Annotated in this window: 11 protein-coding genes; 2 read left to right on the top strand and 9 right to left on the bottom strand. The window is 68.8% G+C overall.

The genetic code is table 11. The features are described from left to right. Positions 1-127 precede the first annotated feature (127 nt). From D456_RS0100775 to D456_RS0100790, 4 genes are all read right to left on the bottom strand, one after another. Entirely contained in the window at positions 128-1,288 is a 1,161-nt protein-coding gene (locus tag D456_RS0100775; protein WP_017574238.1) for a S8 family peptidase, read from the bottom strand. A 387-nt stretch (positions 1,289-1,675) separates the two neighbouring features. Then, positions 1,676-2,947, bottom strand: a complete 1,272-nt coding sequence (locus D456_RS0100780; protein WP_017574239.1) for a sulfate adenylyltransferase subunit 1 — start codon at positions 2,945-2,947, stop codon at positions 1,676-1,678. Between the two features lie 513 nt (positions 2,948-3,460). Next, entirely contained in the window at positions 3,461-4,393 is a 933-nt protein-coding gene (gene cysD, locus D456_RS0100785) for a sulfate adenylyltransferase subunit CysD (protein ID WP_017574240.1), read from the bottom strand. A 50-nt stretch (positions 4,394-4,443) separates the two neighbouring features. Continuing rightward, entirely contained in the window at positions 4,444-5,235 is a 792-nt protein-coding gene (locus D456_RS0100790; protein ID WP_017574241.1) for a 3'(2'),5'-bisphosphate nucleotidase CysQ, read from the bottom strand. A 386-nt stretch (positions 5,236-5,621) separates the two neighbouring features. Here D456_RS0100790 and D456_RS0100795 point away from each other — a divergent pair, with 386 nt between their 5' ends. Next, a complete protein-coding gene (locus tag D456_RS0100795; RefSeq protein ID WP_017574242.1) occupies positions 5,622-6,776 on the top strand; it encodes an endo-1,4-beta-xylanase in 1,155 nt (384 codons plus the stop codon). Between the two features lie 55 nt (positions 6,777-6,831). Here the strand turns inward: D456_RS0100795 and pth are convergent, their stop codons facing one another. The 5 genes from pth to glmU form a co-directional block, all read right to left on the bottom strand. Further along, complete coding sequence (gene pth, locus D456_RS0100800) at positions 6,832-7,452, bottom strand: aminoacyl-tRNA hydrolase (protein ID WP_026115454.1); 621 nt, start codon at positions 7,450-7,452, stop codon at positions 6,832-6,834. A 29-nt stretch (positions 7,453-7,481) separates the two neighbouring features. After that, a complete protein-coding gene (gene iscB / locus D456_RS0100805; RefSeq protein WP_017574244.1) occupies positions 7,482-8,786 on the bottom strand; it encodes an RNA-guided endonuclease IscB in 1,305 nt (434 codons plus the stop codon). Between the two features lie 410 nt (positions 8,787-9,196). Then, a complete protein-coding gene (locus D456_RS0100810) occupies positions 9,197-9,826 on the bottom strand; it encodes a 50S ribosomal protein L25/general stress protein Ctc (RefSeq protein ID WP_017574245.1) in 630 nt (209 codons plus the stop codon). Between the two features lie 362 nt (positions 9,827-10,188). Further along, the gene (locus tag D456_RS0100815; protein ID WP_017574246.1) at positions 10,189-11,157 is read right to left on the bottom strand and encodes a ribose-phosphate diphosphokinase; all 969 of its coding nucleotides are present in this window, start codon (positions 11,155-11,157) and stop codon (positions 10,189-10,191) included. Between the two features lie 16 nt (positions 11,158-11,173). Further along, entirely contained in the window at positions 11,174-12,637 is a 1,464-nt protein-coding gene (gene glmU / locus D456_RS0100820) for a bifunctional UDP-N-acetylglucosamine diphosphorylase/glucosamine-1-phosphate N-acetyltransferase GlmU (RefSeq protein ID WP_017574247.1), read from the bottom strand. Positions 12,638-13,172: 535 nt separating this feature from the next. On the opposite strand from glmU, the gene D456_RS0100825 reads away from it, so the two are divergent. Further along, the gene (locus tag D456_RS0100825) at positions 13,173-14,135 is read left to right on the top strand and encodes an acyl-CoA desaturase (protein ID WP_017574248.1); all 963 of its coding nucleotides are present in this window, start codon (positions 13,173-13,175) and stop codon (positions 14,133-14,135) included. Positions 14,136-14,201 lie beyond the last annotated feature (66 nt).

Genomic DNA, 14,201 nt, shown 5'->3' on the forward strand with positions numbered 1-14,201 from the left:
CCGCCCCCGGACACGGCAACGGCCCCGAGCCGGAGGGTCCGGTCGGCTCGGGGCCGGGGTGCGGGTCCGGGGACGCGGTCGGGCCGCGCCCCCGTGTCAACGAAGGCCGGGGGTACCGGCTCCGGCCTTACAGGCCTTCGACGTTGAGCAGCACGTTGGGGGTGTTGGCAGGGACGCTGCTGAGCTTGTCCGAACCGCCGTTCTCGACCAGCCAGTTCAGGACGGTGTCCTGGTCGGCGGGGCCGTTGGCGTCCTGGTAGAGCGCCGCGGCACCCGCGACGTGCGGGCTGGCCATGGAGGTACCGGACAGGCTGTCGGTGCCGCCACCGGGCACGGTGGACTCGATGTCCTGGCCGGGGGCGTAGATGTCCACGGCGCTGCCGTAGTTGGTGAAGTAGGTCGAGGTGTCGTTCTCGTCGGAGGCGGCGACGGTCACGACGCCCTCGGCACCACCCGGGGAGACGTTGCCGGCGTCCTGGCCCTCGTTACCCGCGGCGACCGCGACGAACACGCCGGAGTCGGCGAGGGCGTTCACGGCCTCGTCCAGGGCGGGCGAGGCAGGGCCACCGAGCGACATGTTGGCGACGGAGCCCTCACCGGCGTTGTCGGCCACCCACTCGACACCGGCGATGATGTCGTCGTAGCTGCCCGAACCGGAGTCGTCGAGGACCTTCACGCCGACCAGGTCGGTGCCGGGGGCGACACCGTAGCTGTCGGAGCCGATGGTGCCGGCCACGTGGGTGCCGTGGCCCTGCACGTCCTCTCCGTCACCGCCGCTGGCGTCCCAGCCGGCTTCGGCGCGGCCGCCGAACTCGGGGTGGTCGGGGTCGATGCCGGTGTCCAGGATGTAGGAAGTCGTCCCGGAGCCGTCGGCCTGGGTGGAGTACTCGCCGTCGAGCGGCAGGTCCTCCTGGTCGATACGGTCCAGGCCCCACGGGGCCAGGGCCTGGGCCTCGCCGACCTGCTCGACGTAGGCGACACCGGATTCCGCACGCAATTCCTGCACCTCGGCGTCGCTCAGGGACGCCGAGTAGCCGTTGAGCACATCGTCGTAGGTGTGGTTGACCTGGTCCGAGGAGATCCCGATGGAGGACGGGGTCACCGAGGAGGCGCTGACCATGTCCTCCAGGACCACGAAGTACTCGCCGGACACCGCGTCCGTACTCGTGTGCAGGGGCGCAATGTCGTCAGCGCCGGCGGTGGCAGCACCGCCGAGGGCGAAGGGGACGGAGAGAGCGCCCGCCGCGACGAAACCGACCACGGTTCTGCGGGTTTGGTGCTTCTTCAAGGTGTTTCTCCTTGAGGGGGTTAGCGGGGATATAGCACACCTCCGGTACTACTGTGCGTATTCGCCCAGTTGCACCTTTAGTGCAGTTCGACACTTTAGTAAGAAGATCGACCCATTGCCATAGTCTGACCAAATTTTTTGGGGCAACTTCGAACCGGATGTTCAGCACAGCGCTTTTGGGTCGCCAGTCACACTTGGAACCGAATCCCCCCGACAGGCCGCCGGTGCGCATGCTTCGGGGCCGCCCGCGCCTGGAGGTGCGAGCGGCCCCGGACCGGAACAGGACTCCACGGGATCAGGCTTTTGCTTGCCCTGTGAAATCCCGCGATGAACACAACCCCGAAAGAAATTACAATATTCTTCCGAGCGAAGATGTTTAGCGCGTGCTCATGATTCTGCGTTCATCACCATCCCCGCTCCGACCGTGGCGTTGGTGGCCTCGTCGATGAGGATGAAACCGCCGGTCCGCCGGTTCCGGTCGTACCCGTCCACGAACAGCGGGCGGGCCGTGCGCAGCCTCACCCGGCCGATCTCGTTCAACGCCAGCTCCTCGGCGCTCTCGTCCCGGTCCAAGGAGTTGACGTCCAACCGGTGGTAGAGCTCCTCGATCCTCACCTTCGCCGTCCGCGTCGTGTGTTTGACCAGGAGCCGCGAACGCGGTGCGAGCTTGCGGCCGTCGGTCATCCAGCACACCATCGCGTCGATGTCCTGGGCAGCCTCGGGACGGCTGTCCACCCGGGCGATCATGTCGCCGCGCGAGATGTCGATGTCGTCCTCCAGCAGGAGCGTCACCGACATCGGGTGGAAGGCCTCCTCCAGCTCACCGTCGGGGGTGAGGATCCTGGAGACCCGGCTCGTGTACCCGGACGGCAGGTGCACGACCTCGTCCCCGGGCCGGAACACGCCGCCGGCCAGTTGCCCGGCGTAACCCCGGTAGTCGTGCAGTTCCGGGTCGAGGGACTTCTGCGGACGGATCACGTACTGCACCGGGAACCGCGCGTCGACGAGGTTGTCGTCGGAGGCGAGGGGCACGTTCTCCAGATGGTGCAGCAAGGAAGGGCCCTCGTACCAGGGCGTGTTCGCCGATGTGGTGACCACGTTGTCGCCGTGCAGCGCGGAGATCGGCACGAACGTGGCCTCGCGGGTGCCGAGCTCTGCCGCGAACTCGGAGAACTCCCTCCTGATCTCCTCGAAGCGCTCCTCGGAGTAGTCGACCAGGTCCATCTTGTTGACCGCCAGGACCAGGTGCGGGACCTGGAGCAGGCTCGCCAGGAATGCGTGCCGGCGGCTCTGCTCCTGCAGTCCTTTGCGCGCGTCCACGAGGATGATCGCGAGGTCGGAGGTCGAAGCGCCGGTGACCATGTTCCGGGTGTACTGCACGTGCCCGGGGGTGTCGGCGATGATGAAGGTCCGCTCGGGGGTGGCGAAGTAGCGGTAGGCCACGTCGATGGTGATGCCCTGCTCACGTTCGGCCCGCAGGCCGTCGGTGAGCAGCGCCAGATTGGTCCGTTCCTCACCGCGTGCGGCGCTGGTGCGCTCCACCGCGTGGAGCTGGTCCTCGAAGATGGATTTGGAGTCGTACAGCAGCCGCCCGATCAGGGTGCTCTTGCCGTCGTCGACGGAGCCCGCCGTAGCGAACCTCAGGATGTCGTTGTTCATTGCTTGACCGGTCCTGTGTGAAGGGATCTGGTGGAGGGACCACTGGAGACGAGCGGGAGGCCGGGGCCGACGCTCCCGGGCCCCGGGGAGCCCGTCCCGCTCCCGGGGGCGCGGAGCGTGCTCCCGGGCGGTGCTGCTCCCCGGGGATCCCGCTCGGGGGCCGGCGTGTTTCCGGAGGCCTCGGAGCAGGCGCGACAGGAACGAGGACGGCTGCGGAACGGGCAGGAACGTGCCTCGAGGTGCGCGGGGGCGGAGCGGAGGCCCGAGGGAAACACGGCCAGGGGTGTTTTGTAGAAGGCTTTCGGATCAGCGAGCGGCCGTCGCCCCTACTGTGCCCTGCTACGCAAGCTCCGCAGGGGCACACAGCGGGGGCCCGCCCGGTTGTGCTTCACGAGCACAGAGGCACAGCGAGAGGCAGCTGGTGGTTTCGCGGCAACACTGCCGCGCGCCGGCGCGCCCGTCGATGGCGGTGGCGGACGACGGTGCGGGACCGGAATGACGCAAGAACACGGCCTAGAAGTAGCCCTCGCGCTTGCGGTCCTCCATGGCGGCCTCACTCGCCCGGTCGTCGGCCCGGGTCTGCCCGCGTTCGGTGAGCCGGGTCGCGGCGGTCTCGGCGATGATGTCGTCCAGCTCGACGGCACGGGACCTGACCGCGCCCGTGCAGGTGAGATCGCCGACGGTGCGGTAGCGGACGGTCTCGGTGAACACCTCCTCGCCCTCGCCCCGGTTCATGACGGGCGAGTCGGAGAGCAGGATGCCGTCGCGCTCGAAGACCTCGCGTTCGTGCGCGAAGTAGATGGAGGGCAGCTCCAGGCCCTCACGTCTGATGTAGGCCCACACGTCCAGCTCGGTCCAGTCGGAGAGGGGGAAGACCCGGATGTGTTCGTCCCGCTCGATGCGGGTGTTGAACACGTTCCACAGCTCGGGGCGCTGGCTCTTGGGGTCCCACTGGCCGAACTCGTCCCGGAAGGAGAAGACCCGTTCCTTGGCCCGGGCCTTCTCCTCGTCGCGGCGAGCACCGCCGAACGCGGCGTCGAAGCCGTTCTCCTCGACCGCTTCCAGCAGCGCGGGGGTCTGGAGGCGGTTACGACCGGCCCAGCGGCCCCTGGGTTCACTGACCTTGCCGGCGTCGATCTGCTCCTGCACGGAGGCCACGACCAGGCGCACCCCCGCTTCCGCGACGCGGCGGTCCCGGAACTCGATGACCTCGGGGAAGTTGTGCCCGGTGTCCACGTGCATGACCGGGAACGGGACCGCCCCGGGCCAGAAGGACTTCTCCGCGAGCCGGAGCATCACGACGGAGTCCTTTCCCCCGGAGAAGAGCAGCACGGGCCGCTCGAACTCGGCGGCGACCTCGCGCATGATGAAGATGGCTTCGGCTTCCAGGACGTCCAGTTGGGAGAGCTGGTGACGCCCGGGTGCCTGCTGACTCGTCTGACCCATGTAACCGCCTTCGTTAACCGACTCGGCCGACGGCGGTGGGGCGTACGAAGTCAGCCCCCCGCGTGCGGCCCGGCGTTGTCCAGACCCGCACCGTCGCGGATGCTTGCCAACAACATACCCGACAATTCCGGTCGGGATACAAGGATATCGGGAAGACGGGGGTCGGCCTCGTTGTAACTCAGCTCGGAACCGTCGATGCGCGAGGTGTGCAGACCCGCCGCACGGGCCACCGCCACTGGGGCCGCGCTGTCCCATTCGTACTGTCCGCCGGCGTGCACGTAGATGTCGGCCACGCCCAACAGCACCGCGCAGATCTTGGCACCCGCGGACCCCATCGGCACCACTTCGGCACCCATCTGCGTGGCCATGCGCTGAACGAACTCCGGCGCCCGGGTCCGACTCGCGGTGATGCGCAACCGCTGGTCGGTGGGGCGCTCCTCGGGCAGCCACGGCGGATCGACCGTGGACAACGTACTGCCCTGCGCGGGCAGCGCGACCGCACCGGCGACCAGCTCACCGTTCTCCCACAGGGCCACATGCACGGCCCAGTCGGTGCGCCCCGGCTCGGCGAACTCACGCGTGCCGTCCAGCGGGTCGATGATCCACACCCGCCTGGCGTTCAACCGCGCCTGGTCGTCCACGCCCTCCTCGGACAGCACCGTATCGCTCGGACGCAGACGCCCGAGAGCGGAGAAGAGGAGCTCGTGCGATGTACGGTCCCCCAGCGTCCGCAGGACCTCGGGCTCGTCGAAGCCGTGCCGGGCGCGCAGACGCAGCAACAACTGGCCTGCTTCGCCCGCGAGGTCACGGGCCACCTCATGATCGTTCCGGATGCTCTTCACCGACTCGTATGCTCCCGCTTCACGGACCGTCGCCTCCGCCCACGTCGTCCACTCGTGGAGGCCTGACGTCGGCGACCAGTGTTCCACGGACGCGGACCGGGACGGCTCGGTTCCCCCAGCAGGGTTCGGAACCTCCGTCGGCCCACACGCCCTCTGACTCGCCCGTTCCGGGCTCCATCGTACGGAATCCGCTGCCGGACCGGAGAGGACGACCCAGCGGTCACGGAGCGGACCGACCCGGAGAACAGTAGCGGAAAGTGCCGGGAAAATCACAGTCGGTATCGGCTTGTTGGTCGGACAGAACACGCATCACGGAGGACCGTGGCGAGATCGACATCTCAGGATCCGGCCGGTTCGACCGACGGACACACGATTCGGAGGCATCCATGTCGATACGACGCTTCTCCATATCGCTCGCCGCCGCCACCGCGCTCCCCCTCGTACTGCTGTCGTGTCCGCCCGGGGCCGTCGGGGGGAACGCTCAGCCCCTGGACGACAGGGCACCCGAGGGGTTCCTCATCGGGAGTTCCGTCGCCGGCGGCGGCCACCACGAAGCCGAGCCCTACCCCGACCCCTTCACCGAGGACAGGGCCTACACCGCCCTCCTCGGCCAGGAGTTCGGTTCCCTCACCCCGGAGAACCGGATGAAGTGGTCCGACCTACGCCCCTCCGAGGACACCTACGACTTCTCCGACGCCGACAGGATCGTCGACTTCGCCGAACGCAACGGCCAGGAGGTACGCGGCCACACCCTGCTCTGGCACGACCAGAACCCGGACTGGCTCGAGGAGGGCGACCACAGCGAACATGAGCTCCGGGAGATCCTGCGCGAACACGTCACCGCGGTCGTGGGCCGCTACGAGGGCCGCATCCACCAGTGGGACGTGGCCAACGAGGTCATCGACGACGAGGGGCGCCTGCGCACCGAGGACAACTTCTGGCTGCGCGAGCTCGGACCGGACGTACTCGTCGACACCTTCCGCTGGGCGCACGAGGCCGACCCGGAGGCCGAGCTGTTCCTGAACGATTACAGCATCGAGGGGATCAACGACAAGAGCGACGCCTACCTCGAACTCGTCGGACAGATGCTCGACGCCGATGTCCCGGTACACGGGCTCGCCGTGCAGACCCACCTGAGTACCGACGCTGGTTTTCCCGAGAGCATGGAGGAAAACCTCGACCGCTTCGGCGACCTGGGACTGCACACAGCACTCACCGAGGTGGACGTGCGTGTGGAGATGCCCCGGAACGGATCCGCGCCCACGGACGGGCAGCTGGCGGAGCAGGCCGACTTCTACTCACGCGCCCTGGAGGCCTGCCTGAACGCCGAGAGCTGCACGTCCTTCACCATGTGGAGCTTCACCGACCGGTACTCGTGGGTCCCGGTGACCTTTCCCGGTACGGGCGCGGCCACCGTCATGGACGACGGTTTCACCCGCAAGCCCGCTTACGGCGCCCTCGAGGACACCCTCCGGGACCACCACCGCCAGAACGCCGGCGGGGATCCCGGGGCGGGACACGCGGGTGGGTCCGTGGGCTGAGTGCAGGGGGACGGGGCCCGTGGGCCGGTGGAGGCGGGAAGGCCCGGGGACACGGTTAGGCAGCGCTGTGGTAGATGTTCTGCGCCCTGCCCAGGCCCTCGGCGAGGATCGTGCGCACCGCGTCGGCGGCCCGCTCGACGTTGAGGTCGAGCTCGGCGCGCTCGGGGCCGGCGAAGTCCCGCAGCACGTAGGCGGCCGGGTCCATCCGGCCGGGCGGGCGTCCCACACCGAAACGCACACGCAGGTAGCCGGGGCCCGACAGCGATGCGGTGAGCGACTTGAGGCCGTTGTGCCCGCCCGCACCACCGCCCTCCTTGAGTTTGAGGGCCCCGTAGTCCACGTCCAACTCGTCGTGCACCACGATGATGCGTTCGGTGGGCACCTTGTGGAAACGCGCCAACGACGCCACGGGGCCACCGGACAGGTTCATGAACGTGCGCGGCTTGACCAGGATCACCGGAACCCCGTCCAACCGGGTCTCCGCGATCTCGGCGTTGGAGCGGTGCGCCCTGAAACGCTCGTGCTCGGCGGCGGCCAACGCGTCCACCACCATGAACCCGGCGTTGTGTCGGTTCCCGGCGTACTTGGGCCCGGGGTTGCCCAGCCCCACCACCAGCCAGCGCTCGGTCATGTCCTCGGTCTTCCTGGTCCCCAATGCGTGCAGTAGGCGCTTCATCGTTTTGTTGGGCGTGGGAACCCGGCCCTTCAGGGCCGGGAGGAAACGCCCTCTCCTTTCCATGTGCAGCCATAGCCGTCCGCTCTTTGCAGCAGACGCACGTACTTGCGGTTGATGCCCTGGACGGTGCCCTGGCTGGTGGTGATGTTGAAGCTGCCCGAGGCGCGTACCGCCACGCGCCCGGTGCGGGTGCCCGCCTTCTTCCCCTTCGGGACCACGGCCCGGACCAGGTCCCCGGTGCTGAACCCGAAGAACCCCTTGGTCCGGGGAAGACGCAGACGGGCGAACCCGTGCTTGTCGGTGCGGGTACGGGCGTAGGAGCCCCGGCCCGCACACCCGGCGACCCTCACCCGGGACACGGTCCGGGTGAGGGTGTCGGCCTTGCCCACGGCCAGGGCGTCCAGGGTGTGGGACTTGGGCAGGTGGTTGCGGGTCCGGTTCCACTTGGTGCGCCCGCCCGAGGCCACACGGGTGGGCAGGCGCTCATCCAGGGCGCGCCAGAGCGCCCACCGGGTGGACTGCACCGCCGCCGCGTCCCGCAAGGGGGCCTTGGCCCGGGCCAGGATCCGAGCCAAGGTGCGTGTGTCGGTGATGAACTCCTCCACCGGCCGATCGGACTTGGCCCGGTTGCAGGGCATACACGCCAACACCAGGTTGGACACCCGGTCCGACCCGCCCCGTGCACGCGGGTGGACGTGGTCGATGTTCAGGGGCGTGTCCGTGGCTGCGCAGTACACGCATGCCCTGTCGAACTCGGCCAGCAGGTACTCGCGTACCTCGTAGCCGGCCAGGGTGCCCTGCTGGTACTCGACCCCCTCCAGGGGTGTTCGGGCGGACAGGACATGGGTGTCGAAGACGACCCGTTCGACATGCACCGCCGTGACCGGCGCCCACCGGGCGATCCGGGCCACCCAGGCGGTGGTGGTCTGCACCCGGTGTTCCAGGGACGGGGCCAGCCACCCCCGGGGGCGGGTGCGGTTGGAGAACCGCGGGGCGCGGTGGCGCAGGTTCGCCGACCTGCGCCGCCGCCGGTAGGCGGAGCGTTGCCCCAGTTTCTTGCGGATCTGCGCGCCGCGGTGGTCGAGTTGGATGCTGTACCGGCCCCGACGCTCACCACCCTGGGCGGTGAACACGGCGATACCGGTGTGCCTGGGCCCGGGGTCGATACCGACCTGCACACCGTCGACCTCGGAGGCTTGGACGCTGCGGTCCTTGATCCGGATGGTGAAGGGGGTGTGCCGGGCCACCACGGCACGGTCCTTGGCCAGGAGCTTGCGTGCTCTGGCCGGGTGGCACGGCTGGAGCGGTGTGTGGTCCTTGTCGAGGACGAACACGGACGGGTGCCGCTCACGCGGCTTCTCCCCAACAGAGTTGGGGGTGACGCCACCGGCATCAGGTGAGATGCGGGTGGTCTCCCCTCGCACATGGTCCGCGCCGGGTTCCGCCGTGGGGCGGGGTCCGGGTCCCGTTTCGTGCCCGATCCGGGGCGTGTCTGCCGACTCGGATTCCAGAGCAGGCTGCTGAGGAAGCACAGCCTGGTGGGTCTTCTGTCCTGCGCGGAACGTAGCCAACCGGGTCACCTCCCTCGTGGGTCGGCTGGTGCTGGTAAAGGCGGCTCTCAGCCACAAGAGCTGACAGCCCGGCCCTTCAGGGCCGAGATCCCTTTACGGCACCGACCCTACGACGAGCGCGCGGTTCCGGAAGCCGGAACCGCGCGCTCGGTGAAGCGATGGTGCGTGGACGCCTACTCGGCGGCCTCGGCCTTCTCGCCCTCGGCACCCTCGGCGGCGGCCTCGGGCTGGCCCTCGGCGGACTCCTCCTCGGCTGCCTCGTCCTCGGTCTGCGGCGTGTAGACCGTGAGGACCGTGGTCTCGGCGTCGGTCACCAGCGTGGTGCCCGCGGGCAGCTTGAGGTCGCCTGCGGTCCGGTGCTCACCGGACTCCAGGCCCTCGACGTCGATCTCGACGCTCTCGGGGATCTGGGTGGCCTCGGCCTCGACGGCCACGGCGACGAGCTCCTGATTGAGCACACCGGGGGTCTGGACCTCGCCCGTCACGGTCACGGGGATCTCGACCTCGACCTTCTCGCCCTTGGCGACGACCAGGAGGTCGACGTGCTCCACGAAGCCCTTGATCGCGTCACGCTGAACGCTCTTGGGCAGGGCGAGGTTGTCCTTGCCCACGCCGTCGATACGGATCAGGACGTTCGGGGTCTTCAGGGCGAGCATGAGCTCGTGGCCCGGCAGGTTCAGGTGGCGGGGCTCGGTGCCGTGGCCGTAGAGGACGGCCGGCACCTGGCCCGCGCGGCGGACGCGACGAGCAGCGCCCTTGCCGAATTCCGTGCGGGGCTCGGCAGCGATACGTACCTCGGACACGACAAAACTCCTCGGGTTCAACCCCGCAGCACGGGGACACGACTCCAGTAGTACGAACGAATCCCGCCGAGGCGGGGATACGGCGGGGTCACCCCGTCGGGGGACACGACCACCCTGGTTCCAGACGTGCCCGGCGAGCTGTCACCGGACCCGTCCGGCCCGGGAACGCTCGTCGCGCACCCCTGCCCGCTCGATCGCGCAGCCCGGAGGGCTCCGCTGGACACGGGGACACTCAGCCAAGTCTACTGGCTTCAGCGACGACTCCGTACACACCCACCGGCGGGCTCCTGAAGGGGGGACGCCCGCCGGCGACCGTGTGTAGGCGCTCCCTCGCAGGGGGGTCTCGATATTCCCCCGAAAGGTTACTCGAACAGACTCGTGACGGAGCCGTCGGTGAAGACCTCACGGACGGCACGGGCCACCAGCGGGGCGATCGACAGCTGGGTGAGCTTCTCGAAGGAGCGCTCCTCCGAGATCGGGAGGGAATTGGTGACGATCACCTCGGAGATCGGCGAGTTCTGCAGGCGCTCGACGGCCGGCCCGGAGAGCACGCCGTGGGTGGCGGCGGCCACGACCTTGGCGGCCCCCTGTTCGATGAGGGCCTCGGCGGCCTTGACCAGGGTGCCACCGGTGTCGATCATGTCGTCCACCAGGACACAGGTGCGGCCCTCGACCTCACCGACGACCTCGTGCACCTTGACCTGATTGGCCACGTCCGGGTCGCGGCGCTTGTGGATGATCGCCAAGGGCGAGCCCAGGCGGTCGGCCCAGCGGTCGGCGGTGCGCACACGGCCGGCGTCCGGGGAGACCACGGTGATGTCGGACAGGTTCAGCTCGTCGGCCACGTAGTCGGCCAGGATCGGCAGGGCGAACAGGTGGTCGACCGGGCCGTCGAAGAAGCCCTGGATCTGGTCGGTGTGCAGGTCCACCGCCATCATCCGGTCCGCGCCCGCGGTCCGGAACAGGTCGGTCATCAGGCGGGCCGAGATGGGCTCGCGGCCGCGGTGCTTCTTGTCCTGGCGCGCGTATCCCAGGAACGGGGAGACCACGGTGATGCGCTTGGCGGAGGCCCGTTTGAGCGCGTCCACCATGATCAGGTGCTCCATGATCGACTCGTTGACCGGGTCCGCGTGGGTCTGGAGGACGAACGCATCACTGCCGCGCACCGACTCCAGGTAGCGGACGAAGATCTCGCTGTTGGCGAAGGTGTCGAACCGGGTGGGGACCACCTCGATCCCCAGCTCCTTCGCCACTTCCTCGGCCAGGGCCGGGTGCATACGCCCCGAGAAGAGCATCAGTTGTTTCTGGCCGGTGGCCTTCATCCCGGTCACGTGTTTTCCCCCACACTCACTGCTGATTGTCGTCGGCTCTGCGCCGCTCCGCATTGTCGGCCGCCTCCGCGGCTGCCGTCCCGGGCCGCTTGCGCTGGGTCCATCCGTCGATGGTGCGCTGGCGATGCCCCTCGGAGACCGCGAGTGCCCCGGGCGGGACGTCCTCACGCACGACGCTCCCCGCACCGGAGTAGGCTCCGTCGCCCACCTGCACCGGAGCGACGATGGTGTTGTCGCTGCCGATGCGCACGTGGTCGCCGATGGTGCTCCGGGACTTGTTGACCCCGTCGTAGTTGACGAACACCGAGGAGCAGCCGATGTTGCTGCTCACACCGATGTCGGCGTCGCCCACGTAGGTCAGGTGCGGAACCTTGGAGCCGGTGCCCACGGTCGAGTTCTTGACCTCGACGAAGGCGCCGGCCTTGGTCCGCTCGGCCAGGCTGGTGCCCGGCCGCAGGTAGGTGTAGGGGCCCACGTCGGCGCCGGGGCCGATCTCGGCCCGCTCTGCGGTGGTCTCCCGGACCTCGGCCCCGTCTCCGACCGTGGTGTCGGTGAGCACGGCCCGGGGCCCGACGAGGGCGTCCTCACCGATGGCGGTCGTGCCCATGAGCCGGCAACCCGGCTCGATCACGGTGTCGGCGCCGATGCGCACCTGCACGTCCACCCATGTGGTGGCGGGGTCCACCACGGTGACACCGGAGCGCATGTGCTGCTCGACGACACGGTTGTTGAGCAGACGGCGGGCCTCGGCGAGCTGGACCCGGTCGTTGACGCCCTGGACCTCGTGCCGGTCGCCGGCGGCCCAGGCGCCGACCCGGTGGCCGTCGCCCCGCAGGATCGACAGGGCGTCGGTGATGTACTCCTCGCCCTTGGCGTTGTCGGTGGACAGGCGCTGCACGACCTTGGCCAGCAGGGAACCGTCGAAGGCGTACATGCCGGAGTTGATCTCGTCGATCGCGCGCTCCGTCTCGGAGGCGTCGGAGTGTTCGACGATGCCGGCCACGGAGCCGTCGGCCTCGCGCACGATACGGCCGTAGCCGTGTGCGTCGGGCACACGGGCCGACAGCACGGTCACGGCGTTGCCCTCGTTCTCGTGGGAGGCGACCAGCTCACCGAGCGTGTCACCGCGCAGGAGCGGGGTGTCCCCACAGGTCAGGACGACGGTTCCGGAGAGGTCGGCGCCGGCGTCGGCGAGGTGCTCGACCGCCATGCGTACCGCGTGGCCCGTGCCGTTCTGCTCCTCCTGGACGGCGGTGTCGACCCCGGGAGCGACCTCGGCCAGATGGGCGCGGACCTGCTCGCGGGCGTGACCGACCACGACGACCGAGTGTCTCGGCTCGACCTCCCGGGCCGCCGCGACGACGTGGCCGAGCATGCTGCGGCCACCGATCTCGTGGAGGACCTTGGGAAGTTTCGACTTCATCCGGGTGCCCTCGCCCGCTGCGAGGACGATGACTGCGGCCGGTCGGTTCACGCTCACAGAAGGAGACCCCTCGTGATAGCTGGCGGTTGAAGTGTCGGCTCACCCTCCGGCGGCGCGCGACCCGCGGGTGCCGCACGGGCGGCCGTCGAGACCTGCGGCCAACATGGGAAGGATACATGCGCCTCACCTCCGCCTCAGTGGGCGTCACGCCCGGTGGCGGGGGTTCGATCCGGCCCTCGCCCGTCAGGAGGCGTTCAGCGCGTGTGTGTGAGATGGGCCGCGTACACCCGTGCTCGCGGGTCGGCGGCCTTTCCCAGCTCCCGGACCAGGACTCGAACCTGGACGATAGGGACCAAAACCCCACATGCTGCCATTACATCATCCGGGATGGCGGGCGAGAAGTCGTCGCGCCCGTCCGCTCCGGACCAAACATAGCGCGTTTCCACGGGGACTTGCCAAACCTACGCCTACGTAGGTTACGGTTACGTAAGTATAGGTCAGGCCACCGCGAGGGGTCTGCCAGTCCGGCCCACACATGCCCTGACCAGCGATAGAACGCCATCCGGCCCCGCAGACCCGAGGTATGAGTGCCATGACCGCTGCTCCAGACGCACCCGTCACCGAGCCCCGGAAGAAACGCGAACCGATCCCGGAGTACGAGCCCGAACCCCGTGGCAAGGCCGAGCGCTACACGGTCTTCGCGTTCGTGTTCGTCCCGCTCCTCGCCCTGCTCGCCGCCGTCCCCTTCTTCTGGGGCTGGGGGCTCTCCCTGCTCGACATCGCGATCGCCGCGGTCTTCTACGTGATCAGCGGTCTGGGCATCACGGTCGGTTTCCACCGCCTGTTCACGCACGGCTCCTACCGCGCCAAACGGCCGCTCAAGATCGCGCTGGCGATCGCCGGCTCCATGGCCATCGAGGGGAGCGTCGTCAAGTGGGTGGCCGACCACCGCCGCCACCACAAGTACGCCGACGCCGAGGGCGACCCGCACTCGCCGTGGCGCTTCGGCGAGGACTGGAAGTCGGTCGCCAAGGGCCTCTACTACGCGCACATGGCGTGGATGTACCTGGACGAGAAGAAGACCTCGCCGCGCAGGTTCGCACCGGACCTGCTCAAGGACCGCGACATCGCCCTCATCGACAAGCTGTTCCTGCCGATCGTGCTCTTCTCCCTGTTCGCCCCCGCCCTCATCGGCGGCCTGGTCACCATGTCCTGGTGGGGCGCCCTGACCGCGTTCTTCTGGGCGAGCCTGGTGCGGGTGGCCCTGCTGCACCACGTGACGTGGTCGGTCAACTCCATCTGCCACACCATCGGTGAGGAGAACTTCGAGGTCCGCGACCGCTCCCGCAACGTGTGGTGGCTGGCAGTTCCCTCCTTCGGTGAGTCCTGGCACAACCTGCACCACGCCGACCCCACCTGCGCCCGGCACGGTGCGCTCAAGGGCCAGATCGACATCTCCGCCCGCACCATCTGGGTCTTCGAGAAGCTCGGTTGGGCGACCAAGGTCCGTTGGCCCAACAACGACCGACTCGCCGCCAAGCGCGTGAAGGTCTAGGATCGTTGACGTCCTCCCCGGAGGATTCCCACAGCCTCGCGACTGTAGGCGCGGAGCGCCTCACGG

Origin of the sequence: Nocardiopsis kunsanensis DSM 44524 (assembly GCF_000340965.1) — a bacterium.
In the GTDB taxonomy this organism is placed as follows: domain Bacteria; phylum Actinomycetota; class Actinomycetes; order Streptosporangiales; family Streptosporangiaceae; genus Nocardiopsis; species Nocardiopsis kunsanensis.